16 protein-coding genes are annotated in these 18,584 nt (G+C 71.8%); 7 read left to right on the forward strand and 9 right to left on the reverse strand.

The genetic code is table 11. The features are described from left to right. The 5 genes from dapE to map form a co-directional block, all read right to left on the reverse strand. A partial coding sequence (gene dapE, locus WQ56_RS04740) for a succinyl-diaminopimelate desuccinylase (protein WP_047135955.1) occupies positions 1–855 on the reverse strand: 855 nt, incomplete at its 3' end. Between the two features lie 93 nt (positions 856–948). Continuing rightward, a complete protein-coding gene (locus WQ56_RS04745; RefSeq protein ID WP_047135956.1) occupies positions 949–1,305 on the reverse strand; it encodes an arsenate reductase in 357 nt (118 codons plus the stop codon). Between the two features lie 80 nt (positions 1,306–1,385). Then, on the reverse strand, positions 1,386–2,219 hold the full coding sequence (gene dapD / locus WQ56_RS04750) for a 2,3,4,5-tetrahydropyridine-2,6-dicarboxylate N-succinyltransferase (RefSeq protein ID WP_047135957.1): 834 nt from the start codon (positions 2,217–2,219) through the stop codon (positions 1,386–1,388). A gap of 29 nt (positions 2,220–2,248) precedes the next feature. Continuing rightward, positions 2,249–4,864 (reverse strand): [protein-PII] uridylyltransferase, encoded by a 2,616-nt coding sequence (glnD, locus tag WQ56_RS04755; RefSeq protein ID WP_047135958.1) that lies wholly within the window; start codon positions 4,862–4,864, stop codon positions 2,249–2,251. A gap of 1 nt (position 4,865) precedes the next feature. Beyond that, positions 4,866–5,648: a type I methionyl aminopeptidase gene (gene map, locus WQ56_RS04760; protein ID WP_047135959.1), complete on the reverse strand. Its 783-nt coding sequence runs from the start codon at positions 5,646–5,648 to the stop codon at positions 4,866–4,868. Between the two features lie 235 nt (positions 5,649–5,883). On the opposite strand from map, the gene WQ56_RS04765 reads away from it, so the two are divergent. The 7 genes from WQ56_RS04765 (at position 5,884) to tsf (ending at position 13,273) form a co-directional block, all read left to right on the forward strand. Further along, positions 5,884–6,426: a spore coat U domain-containing protein gene (locus WQ56_RS04765; protein ID WP_047135960.1), complete on the forward strand. Its 543-nt coding sequence runs from the start codon at positions 5,884–5,886 to the stop codon at positions 6,424–6,426. 7 nt (positions 6,427–6,433) lie between these two features. Continuing rightward, on the forward strand, positions 6,434–6,991 hold the full coding sequence (locus WQ56_RS04770; protein ID WP_052772848.1) for a spore coat U domain-containing protein: 558 nt from the start codon (positions 6,434–6,436) through the stop codon (positions 6,989–6,991). A 33-nt stretch (positions 6,992–7,024) separates the two neighbouring features. Further along, entirely contained in the window at positions 7,025–7,798 is a 774-nt protein-coding gene (locus WQ56_RS04775; protein ID WP_047135961.1) for a molecular chaperone, read from the forward strand. Next, positions 7,798–10,137 (forward strand): fimbria/pilus outer membrane usher protein, encoded by a 2,340-nt coding sequence (locus WQ56_RS04780; protein ID WP_047135962.1) that lies wholly within the window; start codon positions 7,798–7,800, stop codon positions 10,135–10,137. Before WQ56_RS04775 ends, WQ56_RS04780 begins: the two co-directional genes overlap by 1 nt. After that, positions 10,137–11,180 carry a spore coat U domain-containing protein gene (locus WQ56_RS04785; RefSeq protein ID WP_047135963.1) on the forward strand — a complete coding sequence of 348 codons (1,044 nt, stop codon included), beginning with the start codon at positions 10,137–10,139 and terminating at the stop codon, positions 11,178–11,180. Before WQ56_RS04780 ends, WQ56_RS04785 begins: the two co-directional genes overlap by 1 nt. Before the next feature lie 287 nt (positions 11,181–11,467). Then, positions 11,468–12,253, forward strand: coding sequence for a 30S ribosomal protein S2 (rpsB, locus tag WQ56_RS04790; RefSeq protein ID WP_047135964.1), 786 nt, complete (start codon positions 11,468–11,470; stop codon positions 12,251–12,253). A 141-nt stretch (positions 12,254–12,394) separates the two neighbouring features. Then, positions 12,395–13,273, forward strand: a complete 879-nt coding sequence (gene tsf / locus WQ56_RS04795; protein WP_047135965.1) for a translation elongation factor Ts — start codon at positions 12,395–12,397, stop codon at positions 13,271–13,273. A 259-nt stretch (positions 13,274–13,532) separates the two neighbouring features. Here tsf and galU read toward each other — a convergent pair whose 3' ends face one another. The 4 genes from galU to lapB are packed head-to-tail and all read right to left on the reverse strand — an operon-like array spanning position 13,533 to position 18,539. Continuing rightward, positions 13,533–14,435, reverse strand: a complete 903-nt coding sequence (galU, locus tag WQ56_RS04800) for a UTP--glucose-1-phosphate uridylyltransferase GalU (protein WP_047135966.1) — start codon at positions 14,433–14,435, stop codon at positions 13,533–13,535. Continuing rightward, complete coding sequence (locus tag WQ56_RS04805) at positions 14,432–16,348, reverse strand: nucleoside-diphosphate sugar epimerase/dehydratase (protein ID WP_047135967.1); 1,917 nt, start codon at positions 16,346–16,348, stop codon at positions 14,432–14,434. Before WQ56_RS04805 ends, galU begins: the two co-directional genes overlap by 4 nt. Continuing rightward, a complete protein-coding gene (locus WQ56_RS04810) occupies positions 16,341–17,360 on the reverse strand; it encodes a glycosyltransferase family 4 protein (RefSeq protein ID WP_047135968.1) in 1,020 nt (339 codons plus the stop codon). The genes WQ56_RS04805 and WQ56_RS04810 overlap by 8 nt, the downstream gene beginning before the upstream one ends. Beyond that, a complete protein-coding gene (gene lapB, locus WQ56_RS04815) occupies positions 17,361–18,539 on the reverse strand; it encodes a lipopolysaccharide assembly protein LapB (protein WP_047135969.1) in 1,179 nt (392 codons plus the stop codon). Positions 18,540–18,584: the final 45 nt, after the last annotated feature.

Raw genomic sequence — 18,584 nt, forward strand, 5'->3', positions numbered from 1 at the left:
GTCGATCACGTGGTCCAGGCCGTGCCGGTCCAGCAGCGCGGCGACTGCCGCCTCCAGTCGCGGCGCGTCCCAGTGCGGGTTGTAGCGCAGGTTGAACTGCACCGTCGCGCTGCCGGGGATCACGTTCGTCGCGCCGGTGCCGGCGGCGATGTTGCTGACCTGCAGGCTGGTCGGCGGAAACGACTCGAAGCCGTCGTCCCAGTGGCGGCCGACGAGCTCGGCCAGCGCCGGCGCGAGCAGATGGATCGGGTTGCGCGCCTTGTCGGGATAGGCCACATGACCCTGCACGCCGCGCACGGTCAGCGTGGCCGACAGGCTGCCGCGCCGGCCCACGCGCAGCAGGTCGCCCAGGCGCCGGGTCGACGACGGCTCGCCGGTGATGCACCAGTCGATGCGCGTGCCGCGCTCGGCGAACGTGCGCGCGACCCGGCGCACGCCGTCGATCGCCGCGCCCTCCTCGTCGGAGGTCAGCAGCAGCGCCAGCGTGCCGGGATGGTCGGGGTGTGCGGCGACGAAGCGCTCGGCGGCGACGACGAAAGCCGCGACGCTGCCCTTCATGTCGGCCGCCCCGCGCCCGTACAGCACGCCGTCGCGGATCTGCGGCACGAACGGATCGGACCGCCATGCCTCGACCGGCCCGCTCGGCACCACGTCGGTGTGGCCCAGCAGCGCGAGCACCGGCCCGCCGTTCCCGTGCGTGGCCCAGAGATTGTCGACCGCGCCGAAGCGCATCGACTCGATCGAAAAGCCCGCGGCTTGCAGCCGCGCGGCGATCAGCGCCTGGCAGCCGGCATCGTCGGGGGTCACCGAGGGCCGCGCGATCAGGTCACGGGTGAGGTCGAGGACGTCGGACATGGAACCCTCTGGAAACCGTGGGAGCGCGCTCGCGCGCGATGGCGCGTTCCCGGTGGCGCCACATCGCGCGCGAGCGCGCGCCTACAGCGGCATTCACGCGATGCCGAAGCGCTTCTTGAAGCCGTTGTCGCTGAATCCCTGCGTCACCGTGCCGTCGTCGGTGACGACGACCGGGCGCCGGATCAGCTGCGGGTATTCGCGCAGCAGCAGCTTCCATTCCGCGTCGCTGGCCGCGCCCTTGCGGTTGTCGGGCAGCTGCCGCCACGTGGTCGAGGACTTGTTGACCATCGCCTCGAAGCCGCCGAGCTGGCCGGCCCACGCGACCAGCGTCTCGGGCGTCGGCTTGTCGTCGCGATAGTCGACGAACCTGTGTTCGACACCGAAGCGGTCGAGCCATTTGCGCGCCTTCTTGCAGGTGTCGCAGTTCTTCAGGCCGTGAATCGTCGTCATGGGAATTCCAATGGAGCGCCGAAGCGGTTCGGCGGGACATCGGCGCGGGACGCGACGCAGCACGCCACGACCCGGGCCGCTCAGTCGGCCAGGCCGCGCAGCAGTTCGTTGACCGAGGTCTTGCTGCGGGTCTTCTCGTCGACCTGCTTGACGATGACCGCGCAGTACAGCGAATGCGAGCCGTCCTTCGCCGGCAACTGGCCCGAGACCACGACGCTGCCCGGCGGCACATAGCCGTAGGAGATCTCGCCGGTCGCGCGGTCGTAGATGCGCGTGGACTGGCCCAGGAACACGCCCATGCCGATCACGCTGTGGTGGCCGACGACGACGCCCTCGACGACCTCCGAGCGTGCACCGATGAAGCAGTGGTCCTCGATGATCGTCGGGCTGGCCTGCAGCGGCTCGAGCACGCCGCCGATGCCGGCGCCGCCGGACAGGTGCACGTGCCTGCCGATCTGCGCGCACGAGCCCACGGTGGCCCAGGTGTCGACCATCGTGCCCTCGCCGACGTAGGCGCCGATGTTGACGAAACTCGGCATCAGCACCACGTCGCGGCCGAAGTAGGTGCCGCGGCGCACCGCGGCGCCCGGCACCACGCGCACGCCGGCGGCCTTGAACCTCGCCTCATCGAAGCCGGCAAAGCGCGCCTCGACCTTGTCCCAGAACGGCGCGGGCTGCGCGTCGACCACGGCCATGTCGTTGCTGCGGAAGTACAGCAGCACGGCCTTCTTGAGCCACTCGTTGACCTGCCAGCCGCCGTTGCCATCAGGTTCGGCGACACGCAGCTCGCCCGATTCCAGGCCCTGCATCGCCTGCTCGACCGCCGGTTTGACGACGTCGCCGATCTCGGCGGCGGTCAGCTCGGCGCGACGCGCGAACGCGTCCTCGATCAACGTCTGCAGGGCATGGGTCATGGCGGGTCTTCGTGGGGAAAACGGGGGCGCTATCGTGCCATGTCGCCATCGATCGACGCGAGCAGCGCGGCGCGCAGCGCCGCCTGTGCCGCCTCGTCGAGCGGCCGGCCGTCGCCGCCGACGAGCCGGAACACATCCTCGACCCGCTCGCCGAACGTCGCCACGCGCGCATCGTGCACGCGCACGCCGTGCTGGCGCAGCACGTGGGCGACGTCGGCCAGCAGGCCGGGCCGGTCGGTGCACACCAGGCTGAAGACCGTATGCCGGCCGTCGGCGCCGGGATTGAACTCGATCCGCGGCGGCACGCGGAAATGCCGCAGATGGCGCGGCTGGGCGCGGCGCGCGGGGCGCAGATCGAGCGCGCCGCCGAGCACGGTGGCGAGCTTGCGCTCGATCGCGACCAGTTCCAGCGGATGCCGCGCGTCCATCGGCAGCACCTGGAAGACGTCGAAGATCGTGCCGCCCGGGCCGTCGAGCGCGCGCGCCTGCTGGATCGCCAGGCCCAGCCGGTCGAGCGTGATCACGATCGCCGAGAACAGGCCGTCGCGGTCGGGTGAGTGCACGAACACCTCCAGCGCCTGCGCGCCGGCCGCGAGCCGGCGCACGCGCACCACCAGTCCGCCCTCGGGGCTGTCGCGCAGCGCCAGCGCCTGCCAGACCACCTGGTCGGCGCGCCCGCGCAGGAAACTCTCCTGCGGGATCCGCGAGAACAGCGCGTCGGCCTGCGCATCGTCCACGCCGTGCGCCGACAGCAGGCCGCGCGCGCGGTCGCGCGCCTCGGCGATCCGCTCGATCGCCGCGACCGGATGCTCGAGCCCGCGCCGCAGCGCCAGCCGCGTGGCGATGCGCAGGTCGGTCAGCAGCCGGTCCTTCCAGGCGTTCCACAGCTTGGGCGAGGTCCCGGCGATGTCCGCGCAGGTCAGCAGGTACAGGTAATCCAGCCGCTCGCGGTCGGCGACCTCGGCGGCGAACTTGTGGATCACCGCCGGGTCGGAGATGTCGAGCTTCTGCGCGCTGGTCGACATCAGCAGGTGGCGCCGGACCAGCCATTCGACCAGCGCGGTGTCGGCCTCGCCCAGGCCGTGGCCCTCGCAGAACGCGCGCGCATCGACCGCGCCCAGTTCCGAATGGTCGCCGCCGCGGCCCTTGCCGATGTCGTGGAACAGCCCGGCCAGCAGCAACAGCTCGGGCTTGCGCAGCTGCGGCCACACTTCATGCGCGGTCGAGAAGCGCTCGTCGGGCGCCTCGGACGCGAAGCTGGCGATGTTGCGCAGCACCGCCAGCGTGTGCTGGTCGACGGTGTAGACGTGGAACAGGTCGAACTGCATCCGGCCGGTGACGTTGGCGAACTCGGGGATCCAGACGCCGAGCACGCCGAGCCGCGCCATCCGCTCGAGCGTGCGCACCGGCGTGGGCCCGCGCAGCAAGGCCGTGAACTGCTCGCGCAGCGCCGGCGACGCGCTGCGCCACGACGGCAGCGCATGCAGCGACTCGGCCAGCGCGCGCGCGGTCTGCGAGTGCAGGCCGCGCAGGGCCTGGTGGTCGGCCCAGATCGCGAACAGGTCGAACACCCGCGCGATGTCGCCGCCCGGCCAGACGTCGTCGCGGGCCACCAGGTAGCCGCGCTGCACGCCGAACTCGGCATCGAGCGGCCGCAGTTCGCCCTCGCCCTCGATCTGCTCCTCGAAGCGCTGCAGCATGCGCTCGCTGATCCGCTGCACCACCGAGGCGCTGCGGTAGAACTCCTGCATCATCTTCTCGACCAGCGGGTTGTCCGCCTGCTCGACGTGGTGCAGCCGCGCGGCCAGCGCCTTCTGGTAGTCGAACCGCAGCCGCTCCTCGGCCTTGCCCGCCACCAGGTGCAGGCCGAAGCGCAGCCGTGAGAGCGTGCGCCGTTCGCGCTCGAGCGTGGCGTGCTCGTCGACGCCGAGCTGGCCGAGCGCGATCAGTTCCTCCAGGCCGTAGATGCCGAGCACGCGCCGCGCCATCCAGCGCAGGTTGTGCACGTCGCGCAGGCCGCCGGGGCCGTCCTTGATGTTCGGCTCGAGGTTGTCGGCGGTGTCGCCGTAGCGCGCGTGCCGGGTCTCGAGCTCGCGACGCTTGGCGTGGAAGAAATCGGCGGCCGGCCAGACGCCGGGATCGGCGATCGCGTCCATCAGCGCGCGGACCTCGCCGATGTTGGCCAGCAGCGGGCGCGCCTCGAGCAGCGCGGTCAGCACGGTGGCGTCGGCGGCGGCCTCGGTGCATTCGTCGAAGCTGCGCACCGCATGGCCGACCGGCAGCCCCAGGTCCCACAGCAGCGCCAGCATCCGGCTCAGGGACTGCGCATGCGCGGCCTGCACCTGCGGTTCGCCGATGACCAGCAGGTCGATGTCCGAATGCGGGAACAGCTCGCCGCGGCCGTAGCCGCCGACCGCGAACAGCGCCAGCGCGGCCTCGCCGGGGATGCAGCGCGCCCAGGCCTTGCGGACCCAGCCGTCGACGGCGTTGGCGCGCGCGGCCAGCAGCCGGTCGATGTGCTGGCCGGCGTCGAAGCCCTGGACCAGCCGCGCGTCGTGCGCGGCGAGCGCCTCGCGCGCTTCCGCCACCCAGGCCGCGTCGCCGTCCTCGGCTGCGGGTGCGGTGGCGGCGGCGCGCTCGCCCACGTCAGAGGAACGCGTCGTTGTCGTCGCCCGGGATCCGGGTCAGCACGTCGACGCCGTCGGCGGTGACCGCGACCGTGTGCTCCCACTGCGCCGAGAGCTTGCGGTCCTTGGTGACCACGGTCCAGCCGTCGGGCAGCACCTTCGTGAACCGGGTGCCCTCGTTGATCATCGGCTCGATCGTGAAGGTCATGCCGGCCTCGAGCACGACACCGGCGCCCGGCGTGCCGTAGTGCAGCACCTGCGGCTCGTCGTGGTAGACCTTGCCGATGCCGTGGCCGCAGTACTCGCGCACGACGCTGAAGCGCTCGGCTTCCGCGTACTTCTGGATCGCATGGCCGACGTCGCCGAGCGTGGCGCCGGGCCGCACGGCGCGGATACCGCGCCACATCGCCTCGCGGGTCACCTCGACCAGCCGCCGCGCCATCACCGACGGGGTGCCGACGAAGTACATCCGGCTGGTGTCGCCGTGCCAGCCGTCCTTGATGACGGTCACGTCGATGTTGATGATGTCGCCATCCTTGAGCACCTTGGCATCGCTCGGAATGCCGTGGCAGATGACGTTGTTGGCCGAGATGCAGGTCGTCTTGGGATAGCCCTTGTAGCCGACGTTGGCCGGGATCGCGCCCTGCACGTTGACGATGTGGTCGTAGCAGATGCGGTCCAGCTCGTCGGTGGTCACCCCGGGCTTCACGTACGGGGCGACGACCTGCAGGACTTCGGCGGCCAGGCGGCCGGCCACGCGCATCTTCTCGATCTCGTCGGGCGTCTTGGTCTGAATGCTCATCGCGGCATTATCGCCCAGATCGGCATCGCCTTGCCGGCTGCGCCCCGCGCGGGCCCGGGAACAGGTGAGAAATTGCACATGGCAGGCGGCGACTTCACGGCCGGGTCACGAGGCCGTCACCGGCGCCGATTCCACACTCGCGACAGATGGGCCTCCCGGCTGCTGAATGGGGCGTGATGCCGCCCCGGCCGGGTCACCCGCATGCCATTTCGATCTCACAGGACGGAGATTCTCCATGCGCACCATCCCGCTGACCGCCGCCACGCTGCTCGCGCTGTTCGCCGGCAGCGCCCACGCCGACATCACCGGCCAGGTCGACGCCACCATGACGCTGCAGGCCGGTTGCGTCATCAACGGCGTCGACACCCCGGACGGAACCGCCTTCGGCACCCTGGGCACGCTCGACTTCGGCACCGAGACCACCGTGTTCGACCAGGCCGATGCCGAGGTGCAGAGCGCCGGCAGCGCGATCACGATCCGCTGTTCGGAAGGCGTGGCGCCGACCATCGCCTTCGACGGCGGTCTCAACCCCGGCGCGGCGCCGGACGGCGACGGCAGCCGTGCGCTCGCGCTGCAGGGCGGCGCGGACACGCGCTACATCAGCTACGAGCTGTACTCCGATGCCGGCCGCTCGGCGGTCATCGCCGACGGCGAACCGCTGACCCTGCCGGCCGACGGCACGGCGCAGACGGTGAACGTCTACGGCCGCGCCTTCGGCGGCGCGGCCCTGCTGCCGGGCACCTACACCGATGTCATCGGCGTCGTGATCACGCTCTGACCGCACCGTGGTCCGCGCACGCCCGGTCGACGCCGGCCGCCTGCGCCCCGCCGGCGCGCTGCTCGCCTGCCTGCTCGCAGCGGCGCCGTGCGGTCTGCAGGCCGACACCCAGGCGACCTTCCCGGTCTCGGCCACGGTGATCCCGGGCTGCGCGATCGACGGACTGGGCAGCGAGGGCGCGGCCGGGCTGCTGGCGACGCTGGACTTCGGCAGCGACAGCGCGCTCTCGACCGCGGTGCGCACCGCAGACGCGGCCGCGGCGCAGACGGTCACGCTGCGATGCACCGCGGGCGTGGTGATGCGCATGCGCATCGACGGCGGTGCGCACGCCGCGGGCGGGACGCGCCAGCTGCGTCACGCCTCGGCCGATCGCCGCCTCCCCTACCGGCTGTACCGCGATGCGGCCTTCACCCAGGAGATCGGGATCGACCAGGCCCAGGCGATCACCATTCCCGGCACCGGCACGCCCGGCATCGTGCTGCCGATCCACGGCCGGCTCGCGCTGCCCGGCGACGCGCTGCCGGGCGTCTACGCCGACACCGTCACCGTGACGCTGGACTGGTGAGGCCGCCCGATCCGCCATCGACAAGGAAACGTCATGCCCCCGCTCCCCGGCCGCCTCCCCCCGTTCGCCCACGTGCGCCGCTGGCTGCTCGCCGCGGGGCTGGCGCTGGCGACGACGGCGGCTCCGGCCGCCAACTCGCTGCTGATCTGGCCGGTCAACCCGACGATCCGGCACGGCGAACAGGCCACCGCGCTGTGGATCGAGAACCAGGGCCGGACCACCGCACACCTGCAGTTGCGGGTGTTCGAATGGCACCAGGTCGACGGCGAGGACGACTACCGCCCGCAACAGGACGTCGTCGGCTCGCCGCCGATGACCCGGATCGCGCCGGGCCAGCGGCAGTTGGTCCGCCTGACCCGGACCACCCCCACACCAGTCGCCCGGGAACTCGCCTACCGGATCGTCGTCGACGAGATCCCGGTGCAGGCCGCCGAGGAGGCGCCGGCCGGCACGCCGGTCGGCGTGCGCTTCCAGTTCCGCTACTCGATCCCGCTGTTCGTCCGCGGCGAGGCCGCCGGACGCGATGGACCGCAACTGGCCTGGGAGCTGCAGCAGCGCGACAGCGGGACCTTCCTGGTGGTCCACAACCGCGGCCCGCGGCACGCCCGGCTGACCGGGCTGGGCTTCCGCCGCCCAGGGGGAGCGCATGTCCCGCTGGAGAACGCGCAACTGGGCTACGTGCTCGCCGGCAGCTTCGCACGCTGGCCGCTGGCCAATGCCACGCAGGCCGACGGCGCGCTGGAGGCGCACGTCGACGACCACCGGCGCACCCGCACGATCCCGCCGGTGCAGGCACCGGGGCGCTGATGCCCCGCCCCGCCCCCGCGTGCCTGGCCTCGGCGCTGCTGTGCGCAGGGCTGTCGCCTGCACTGGCGGCGCCGCCCGGCGGCCTGCCGCCGCCTCCGCGGGCCGCCGACGCCGCCGGCGAGGGCGTGGTGCACCTGGAACTGGTCGTCAACGGGCTGGGGTCGGGGCGCGTGGTGCCGGTCGAGCTGCGCGACGGCCACTACCTGGTCGACGCGGCCGCGCTGCGCGCGCTGCACGTGCGCGTCGACGCCGCCGACGCGCCGGACGGGGACGGTCGCGTCGCGGTCGACCGCCTGCCGGGCGTCGAGGTCGGCTACGACGTCGCCAACCTGCGGCTGCTCGTGCAGGTGCCGGCCGACTGGTTGCCGGCACAGCACTTCGACAGCGGCGCCGCGCCCGCCCGCCACCCCTCGCGCGCCAGCCGTGGAATGCTGCTCAACTACGATCTCTACGCCACGCGGGCGCCGCACGCGTCCACCGCGACCTCGCTGTGGACGGACGTGCGCCTGTTCGGCGATGCCGGCACGGTGTCGTCGTCGGGCGCCTGGCGCCACGGCGGCGCCGGCGGGCGGTCGTTCGTCCGCTACGACACGCGATGGCAGCGCGTCGACGAGGCGCGCGTGCGGCTGTGGGAGGCAGGCGACCTGATCACGCGCGGGCCGACGTGGACCTCGCCGGTCCGGATCGGCGGCGTGCAGTTCTCGCGCGACTTCTCGCTCCGGCCCGACATCGTCACCTACCCGCTGCCGGCGTTCTCCGGCCAGGCCGGCGTCCCGTCGGCGGTCGACCTGTTCGTCAACGGCAGCCTCGCCGCACGCGAGCGCGTCGATCCCGGCCCCTTCGCGCTGACCGACGTGCCGTTCATCAACGGCGCCGGCGAGGCGGTGGTGGTGGTGACCGACGCGCTGGGCCGGCAGGTCGCCACGACCGTCCCGTTCTACGTCAGCAGCCGTCTGCTCGCGCCGGGCCTGAGCGACTTCGCGCTAGCGGCCGGCGCGCTGCGCCGCGAGTACGGCGTCGAGGACTTCGCCTACGGCCCGGTCGTGGCCTCGGCCGCCTACAGCCGCGGCCTCACCGACGTGCTGACCGTCGAGGCGCTCGGCGAGGCGGCCGGCGACCTGGCCCGGGTCGGTGCCGGCGGCGTGGTCCGGATCGGCATGCTGGGCGTGGTCAATGCCGCCTACAGCCGCAGCGCATCGCGCGGCCGGACCGGCGGACAGTTCGACGTCGGCTACCAGTACGCCCGCCGCGGGTTCACGCTGTCGGCGCAGCATCAGCGCGGCGACCGCGACTTCGTGGACCTCGCCCGCTACGACCCCCGCACCACGCTGCCGTTCCGGCCGCGGACGACGGTCGTCGCCGGCAGCGTGGCGCTCGGACGCTGGGGCAGCCTGGGACTGGGCCATTTCGCGGTCGAGAACGCCGACGACACGCGGACCCGGCTGGTCAACCTGTCGTGGAGCGTGTCGCCATGGCGGGACGTCGGGGTGTACCTGTCAGGCAATCGCGACATCGACACCGGCGACTGGTCGGCGGTCGCGCAACTGGTGGTATCGCTGCAGCAAGGCAACATCACCGCGACGCACGACCGCTCGCGCGATCGCGCAGGCGCCCATCGGCTGCGCTACACCCGCCCGGTCCCCACCGATGGTGGCCTGGGCCTGGGGCTGGGCTACAGCCGCTTCGACGCGGGCGACGACCAGGTCCAACTGGACGCGCTGTGGCGCGGCCGCCACGTCCAGTTCGGCGGCGGCGTTCGCGGCGCCGCCGGCGCCCACACGCTGTGGGCCAACGCCGCCGGCGCGATCGTGCGGATGGACGGCGGCACCTTCCTGTCGAACCGGATCTCCGACGCCTTCGTGGTGGTGGACACCAACGGCTTCCCCAGCATCCCGGTGCGCTACGAGAACGTAACCGTGGGCACGACCGACCGCCATGGCCGCCTGCTGGTGCCGTGGTCGGGCGCGCACTATGCGGCGAAATTCGAGATCGACCCGCTGCAACTGCCCGCGCACGTGCACACGCCGGTCGTCGAGCAACGCGTCGCGGTCCGGCGCGGCAGCGGCTACGTGATGCGCTTCCCGGTCGAACGCGCCGTCGCGGCCCTGGTCACGCTGCACGACGCCCAGGGCGCGGTCCTCCCGCCCGGCACGCCGGTGACCAGCGACCAGGGCGAGACGGCGCACGTGGGCTGGGACGGGCTGGTCTACCTGTCGGCGCTGGCGCCCGACAACACCCTCACCGCGCATCCGGCCGGCCGCCCGCCGTGCACCGTGCGCTTCGCGGTCGATCCCGCCTACGAAGGGGTCGCGCGGATCGGCCCCCTGGCCTGCCGGTGATGCGGCCGCGCGCCCGCCCCGTCCCGCCCCCGCGCAGCCGCGACCTGCTGCGCCTGCTGGCGCTCGTCTTCGCGCTGCTCGTCGCCGGCGGTGCGCACGCCCAGGACACCGGCTCGTGCACCGTGGCGAGCGCGCAGGCCAACCTCGGCACCACCGGCACGCTGGCGCTGGCCGACGGTTCGCTGCAGGCGGCGGGCAACGGCGGGCTGGCCTGCAGCGCACTGGCGCTGATCAGCACCTCGTACATCAAGGTGCGGCTGGAGAGCTCGACGTTCCGGCTGGTCCACGACGGCGGCGGGCCGTCTGTCCCGTTCGCGGTGCTGGCGCAGGCCACCGGGCCGCAGATCGGCCAGGGCCAGGAGTTCGACTTCTCCGCGCTGAACATCCTCAACCTCTTCATCGGGCCCGGCGGCAGCCTGCCGCTGTACATCCGCACCACGCCGACCGCGGGCCTGCGCGCGGGCACCTACACCGGCACGGTCAACCTGCGCTGGTTCTTCTCGATCTGCACCCTCGGGATCGGGCCGGTGTGCGCCTATTCGCAGAGCCCGGGCTTCCAGCGTCCGGGCCTGCTGACGCCGATCAACTGGGGCACGGGCATCCCGGCGACCGTGAACGTCGTGCTGCGACTGGAGAACGACTGCGCGATCACCGCCCCGCCGCTGGACTTCGGCAGCGCGCCGCTGGCCGGCGCGTTCGGCCCGGTCGTCCAGCAGATCTCCATCCGCTGCAGCGCCGGCGCCGCGTATTCGGTGGGGCTCGACGACGGCCAGTACTTCTCGGCGGGCTGGCGGCGCATGCGCGACGACCTGGTGCCCACGCAGTTCCTGCGCTACGAGCTCTACAAGGGCGCGGCATCGGGCGAGCGCTGGGGCAGCGTCGGTGGCGCGCGCCGGGCGAGCGCCACCGCCGAGCTCAACCCGGGCGTCCATACCGGCGCGGCGGTGCAGGGCTTCACGTACCGGGCGCTGATCGACCCGACCCAGCCGACGCCGACGCCGGGCGTCTACCGCGACACGATCCGGGTCGACGTCCGCTTCTGAGCACCGCGGACCGGCCGATTGCCCCGCCCGCCGCGGCGGGTTAGAATCCCGCGCTTGCCGTGCCCGCTCACCGGGCCCGGCACGCGACGCCGGGCGTCATCGGCGAATACACACCTGTCGCATCGACCCGTGCCGGGGTGCCTCGCAAGAGGTTCGGCCACGGAGGCGACAGGGAGGCCCAACCCCGGAATCGTGACGCGAGTCCCTTCGTCGCAGCCCGCCCATGCCTGTGCGGACTGTCCACAAAGCGGGGGTGCCGCCCGATTCCACCATCCAGAGAGTATCCAATGCCCCAGATCACCATGCGCCAGATGCTGGAAGCCGGCGTCCACTTCGGCCACCAGACGCGCTACTGGAACCCCAAGATGTCGCCGTACATCTTCGGCGCCCGCGGCAAGATCCACATCATCAACCTCGAGAAGACGGTTCCGCTGTTCAACGACGCGATGAACTTCATCTCGGGCATCGCCCAGAAGCGCGGCATGATCCTGTTCGTCGGCACCAAGCGCAGCGCGCGCGAGGCGATCAAGGAAGAGGCCGAGCGTTGCGGCATGCCGTACATGACCCAGCGCTGGCTCGGCGGCACGCTGACCAACTTCCGCACGGTCAAGCAGTCGGTGTCGCGCCTGAAGGAACTGGAGTCGGCCGAGACCGACGGCACGTTCGAGAAGCTGGTCAAGCACGAGGTGCTGGGCCTGCGCCGCGAGCGCGACAAGCTCGAGGCCTCGCTGGGCGGCATCAAGGACATGAACCGCCTGCCCGACGCGCTGTTCGTCATCGACATCGGCCACGAGAACATCGCGATCCAGGAAGCCAAGAAGCTCGGCATCCCGGTCATCGCCGTCGTCGACACCAACTACGACCCGGCCCTGGTCGACTACGCGATCCCCGGCAACGACGACGCGATCCGCGCCGTGCAGCTGTACGCCAACGCCGCCGCCGACGCGGTGCTCGAGGGCAAGGCCGCCGCACCGAGCGCGGCGACCGTGCGCGAGGAAGAGTTCGCCGAAGGCGGCGACAAGTCCGGCCGCGCCCCGCGCGGCAAGAAGACCGAGGACGCCGCGGCCGAGTAATCGCCGCGACACGCGGCTGCGCCATGCTGCGCAGCCGCACCTCCGCCGGCGCGATGCCGCCGCCCGTGCGCGGCGGCGACCGCCAACGACCGGCCGCGCCTCCGCGCGGCCGCCGAATCCACAGAACATCTGAGGTCATCCATGGAAATCACCGCATCCCTGGTCAAGGAACTGCGCGAGCGCACCGGCGCCGGCATGATGGAGTGCAAGAAGGCACTGAGCGAGACCGCCGGCGACATCGACGCCGCCGCCGAGGCCCTGCGCAAGTCGGGCCTGGCCAAGGCCGACAAGAAGGCCGACCGCGTCGCCGCCGAGGGCCGCATCGCCGCCGCGCAGAACGACACCGCCGCGGTGCTGGTCGAGGTCAATTCCGAGACCGACTTCGTCGCCAAGGATGACAACTTCCTGCGCTTCACCGACGCCGTCGCCCAGGCCGCGCTGACCTCCGGCGCCGCCGACATCGACGCGCTCAAGGCCGCGAAGATCGAAACCGGCGAGACCGTCGAGGAAGCCCGCGCCGCGGTCATCGCCAAGATCGGCGAGAACGTGCAGGTGCGCCGCATCGTGCGCGTCGAGAGCGGCAACAACCTCGCCGCCTACGTCCACGGCGGCCGCATCGGCGTGCTGGTCGAGCTGCAGGGCGGCGATGCCGACCTCGCCCGCGGCCTGGCGATGCACGTCGCGGCGATGAACCCGCCGCACAACAAGGCCGCCGACGTCCCGGCCGAGTTCATCGAGAAGGAAAAGGAGATCGAGCTGGCGAAGATGTCCGACAAGGACAAGAACAAGCCGGCCGACATCCTCGAGAAGATCATCAGCGGCAAGCTCAACAAGATCGTCAACGAGGTCACGCTCTACGGCCAGCCCTACGTGCTCGACACCGACAAGACCGTCGAGGCCACGCTCAAGGCCGCCGGCGCCGACGTCGTCGGCTTCAAGCGCCTGGCCGTCGGCGAAGGCATCGAGAAGGTCGTCGAGGACTACGCCGCCGAAGTGATGAAGCAGGCCGGCCTAGCCTGATCATCCGCTGCCGCGTCCTTCGTCGGACGCGGCAGGGCGACAGGAAAGCACGCCCCCTGCGGGCGTGCTTTTTTTTGGTTCCTGCCCGTCTCCCAGGTGCGGGGACGGGCGTTCACTTCGATGGGCAGCGGCCTGCGGCCCCCGGGCCGCTCTCCCCGCGGTCATCACGTCGCGCTCGGGATGCGCTCCCCGTCGAACCCGAGCGCGCCGGCATTGCCGAACCGCGCCACCGAAGGCGGCACGGTTCCGATTCCTCGATTCAGTCGAGGTCGCGCACGCCCAGTTCGTCGAGCGCGTCGCGCATCAACGCCGCGGCCGGCTCGCTGAGCTTTTCGTTGTCGAGCGCGTAGCGGATCGTCGCCTCGATCAGACCGATGTGGGTGCCGCAGTCGAAGCGCGTACCGCGGAAGCGGTAGGCGTGCACGGGCTTTTCGCCGAGCAGGTCGGAGATGGCGTCGGTGAGCTGGATCTCCCCGCCCGCCCCCGGCCGGGTCTGCTCGAGCAGCGGGAAGATCCGGCCATCGAGCACGTAGCGGCCGACGACCGCCAGGTTGCTCGGCGCGTCCTCGGGCTTGGGCTTCTCGACCATCGAGTGGATGCGGCCATGCCGGCCCTCGAACGCGTCGGTGGCGACGATGCCGTAGCTGGCGGTCTTCTCCGGCGGCACGTCCTGAACGGCGATCATGCTCGCGCCGGTCGCCGCGTGCGCGTCGGCCATCTGCTTGAGCGCGCCGTCGCCGTTGCGGTTCCACAGCAGGTCGTCGGGCAGCAGCACCGCGAACGGCTCGTCGCCGACCACCGCCTTGGCGCAGAGCACGGCGTCGCCCAGGCCGCGGGCCTCGGCCTGCGTGACGAAGATCGCCTGGACGCCGTCGGGCAGCGGCCGGCGCACCTTCTCCAGCAGCTCGTGCTTGCCCGACGCCTCGAGCCGGTCCTCGAGCTCGTAGGCCTTGTCGAAATAGTCGCCGATCGCGTGCTTGTAGCGATTGGTCACGAAGATCAGCGTGTCGCAGCCGGCCTCGATCGCCTCGTCGACGGCGTACTGGATCAGGGGGCGATCGACGATCGGCAGCATTTCCTTGGGCACCGTCTTGGTCGCGGGCAGGAACCGCGTTCCGAGCCCGGCAACGGGAAATACCGCCTTTCGAATCCTCTGCGTCATGGTTGTCTCGCGTGTCGTGGGGGAAATGCAACGATGGTCGCCGTCGTGGCGCGCTGCGTCGCAGGCGCGGCATCGAGCGGCTTGAACTCGGGCACCGCGTCGCGCAGCGCAGCCGACAGCAGTTCGAGGTCGTAGCGCGAGACGCCGTCGCTCAGCCGCGCCAGCGATGCGGCGAGCTTCTCGGCGTGTACCGCGCGCGCCTCGGCCTGGAGGATCTTCGGGTGGACGGTCGGGCGGTAGCGCTCGTCGGCGTGGAACAGCGTCTCGTGCAGCTTCTCGCCCGGGCGCAGCCCGGAATAGACGATGGCGACGTCGCGCCCGGGCTGCTTGCCGCCCAGGCGGATCATCTGTTCGGCCAGCAGGCGGATCGAGACCGGCTCGCCCATGTCGAGCGTGTAGACCGCCTGCGACGCGCCGATCGCCACCGACTGCATGATCAGCTGGCAGGCCTCGGGGATCGTCATGAAGTAGCGCGTGACCTCCGGATCGGTCACGGTCACCGGGCCGCCGCGCCGGATCTGCTCGCGGAACAGCGGCACCACGCTGCCGGCCGAGTCGAGCACGTTGCCGAAGCGAACGGTCACGAACCCGGTACCGCCGGTGCCGGCGAGATCCTGGCAGACCATCTCGGCCAGGCGCTTGGTCGCGCCGAGCACGTTGACCGGGTCGACCGCCTTGTCGGTGGAGATCAGCACGAACGTGCCGACGCCGTGCGCGACGGCCGCCCCGGCGACGTTGCGCGTGGCCAGTACGTTGTTGCGCACGCCCTCGCGCAGTTGCTGCTCGAGCACCGGCACCTGCTTGTAGGCCGCGGCGTGGAAGACCGCATCCGGCGACGACAGGCGCATCGCATGGTCGGTGACCGCGGGATCGCCGCAGTCGCCGAGCACCGGGGTCACCTGGATGTGCGGGAAATCGCGGCGCAGCTCGGCCTCGATCCGGGTCAGCGCGAGTTCGTCGATCTCCACCAGCGCGATCTGCGCGGCGCCGTGGCGCGCGCACTGCCGGCACAGCTCCGAGCCGATCGAGCCGCCGGCGCCGGTCACCAGCACGCTGCGGCCGCGCAGCCAGCCGCGGATGGCCTTCCAGTCGGGCAGGACCGGCTTGCGACCGAGCAGGTCCTCGATCGCGACCTCCTTCAGTTCGCCGGGCAGCGAACGCCCTTCCAGCAGGTCGTCGAGCCGCGGCACGGTGCGGAACGGCAGGGCCGTCCGCTCGCAGGCCGCGACCACGCGGCGCATCGCCGCGGCATCGGCCGACGGCATCGCGATGACCAGCAGCTTGGCGGCAGTCTCGGGCGCGATCCGTTCCACGTCCTCGACGCGCCCGAGCACCGGCACGCCCTGCAGCTGACTGCCGCGCAGCTTCGGCGCGTCGTCGAGGAAGCCGACCGGGTCGTAGGCGCCCGTCCGGCGCAGGTCGCGGACCAGCGTCTCGCCGGCCTGGCCGGCCCCGAGGATCAGCACCCGCGTGGCGGTCTGGTCCAGCCGCACGCTGCCGTGGTCCTTCCACGCGCGGTACAGCAACCGGGGCATGCCCAGCAGCGCGGCCAGCAGCAGCGGGTAGACGATCAGCACGCTGCGCGGCACGAGATCGAGCCGGTTGTAGACGAACAGCACCAGCAGGATCGCCAGCAGGCCCAGCACCGAGGCCTTCACGATGTTCAGCAGGTCGGGAATGCTGGCGAAGCGCCAGACCCCGCGATACAGGCCCACGCGCCAGAAGATCAGCCCCTGCACCGCGAGGATCAGCGCGACCTCGACCGACAGCAGCGAGAACGGTGGCGCCTGGACCATCACCGAATGGCGGAACTGGTGCAGGCCGATCCAGCACAGCCAGACCATGACCAGGTCGTGCACGACCACCGCGACGCGGGGCCCCAGGACACCGAGCCGTGTCCTCACATCATGCATCGGAATTCATCCTTGACGTCGACGCGGCCCGGCGAGCCAGCCGGGCGCGAACCGCAAACCAGACGGAGACAATGAGCAAGTACCACGCAACCAAGGCTCCGATGATAACCGGGGATCCGCGCCCGGCGAGCGATCCGCACAACGCCACAGCGACCAGCGCCGGCACCGCGTAGGCGCCGGCGACCGTCGCGTGCGCGTGTCCGGCCTGTACCGCGCGCTGGTAGACGTGCTGCACGTGCGGCGTCCACCAGCGTTCGCCGCGGAGCATGCGTGAAACGAGTGTCAACGAGGCGTCAACCAGGAACGGCGCGAGCGGGAACAGCAGCGCCCAGGCGGGCGGCGTGCCGACCTCCAGCGAGGCGAACGCGACCAGACCCGCGAGCAGGTAGCCCAGGCTGCCGCTGCCGACGTCGCCCAGGAAGATCCTCGCACGCGGACAGTTGAACGGCAGGAACCCGCCGCAGGCGGCCAGCAGCGCGATCGCGAGCGTACCCGACGCGCCCCAGGGACCGGCCACCGCAAGCACCGCGAGCGCGGCCAGCATCGCCTGGGTCGTGGCGATGCCGTCGATGCCGTCCATGAAGTTCCAGACGTTGACCAGGCCGACCGCCAGCGCGAACACCGCCGCGGCCCACCACGCCGGCTGCCCGGCGTGGATCAGCGCGGCGGCGAGCAGCGCGGCCGCCACGACGTGCACCCCCAGCCGCGACCACGGCGACAGCGGCCGGTGGTCGTCGACCCAGCCGATGCCGGCGACGAGCGCGAGTCCGGCCAGCGCCGCCAGCGCCGTCCACGGCGCCGCAGCGCGCCATGCCGTCCAGGCGAGTGCGCCCAGCATCGTCGCGACGATCGCGATGCCGCCGCCGCGCGGCGTCGGCACCGCATGGCTGCGGCGCTCGCCGGGGGCGTCGACCAGCCGGCGCGCCAGCGCGTAGCGACGCGCGAGCCAGGTACCCGCCGAGGCCGAGACGAAAGCGACGAAGGCGAGCGCGATGAGGGCCTGCGGTCCCACTCAGACCACGGCGTAGTTCAGCAGCGGCTTGATGGTGCCCCACTCCTTGCAGCTCGGGCACTGCCAGTGGTGGCTGCGTGCGCCGAACCCGCACTGCTTGCAGCGGTAGCTGGGATTGCGCACCAGCAGCTGCTCGGTGATCAGCCGCAGTTCCTGCAGCGTGCCGACATGGTCGACCCCGTCGGCCAGCGTGAGGTCGATCAGCGCCGCCTCGCCGCGGACCGAAGGGCGGTCCTTGAGCTGCCGCGCAAGATAGGTCCGCGCCGCGTGCACGCCCTCCTCCTGCTCGACCAGCCGGGTGAGCGCCAGCACCGGCGCCACGCCACGGTAGTGCTCGGTCATCTGCGACAGGAAGTTGCGGGCGCCGGGCGTGTCGCCGACGCGCTCGTAGGCGGCGAGCAGCGGCCCGAGGACTTCGGGCAGAAAGTCGGGATCGTGGCGCGCGGCGCGTTCGAACGCACGGATCGCCGCCGCGTCGTTGCCGGCGTCGATCTCGATCCGGCCCTCGAGGATGCCGGCGCGCACCGACCCCGAGTCGGCGGCGTACGCGCGCGCGACCGCGGCGCGCGCCTCGTCGGGATTGCCCGCCGAGCGATGGCGGTCGGCGAGCTCGCATTCGAACTGCGCGATCAGCTTGCCCATCGGCTCGCCGGTCGCCGCCTCGTAGCGGGTCGCGTTCTCGATCGCCTTGGCCCAGTCGCGCTCGGCCTGGTAGATGCCGATCAGGTGCCGCAGCGCGTGCGGGGCCCGCTGGTCGATGCGCGCCAGGTCGGTGAACACCGTCTCGGCGCGGTCGAGCAGGCCCGACTTCATGTAGTCCTCGCCCAGCGCCAGCAGCGCCTGCACCTTCTGCTGGTCGTTGAGGTCGGGACGCTGCACCAGGCCCTGGTGCAGCCGGATCGCGCGGTCGACCTCCCCGCGCCGGCGGAACAGGTGGCCGAGCGCGACCTGCGTCTCGAAGGTGTCCTTGTCGAGCTCGGCGATGTGCAGGAACAGCTCGATCGCCTTGTCGGGCTGTTCGTTGAGCAGGTAGTTGAGGCCGCGGAAATAGGTCGTCGACAGCCGGCTGACCTGGGTGTCGCTGTGCCGCTCGCCGCCGCGTCGCCCGATCACCCAGCCGCTGAGCGCCGCGATCGGCAGCAGGAGGAAGAACCAGAACCACTCGGTGACAAACGCCATGGATCACGCTCCATCAGGAAGGTCGCCGCATCCGCGCGACGGCGG

The organism is Luteimonas sp. FCS-9 (assembly GCF_001014645.1).
Lineage (GTDB): Bacteria > Pseudomonadota > Gammaproteobacteria > Xanthomonadales > Xanthomonadaceae > Luteimonas.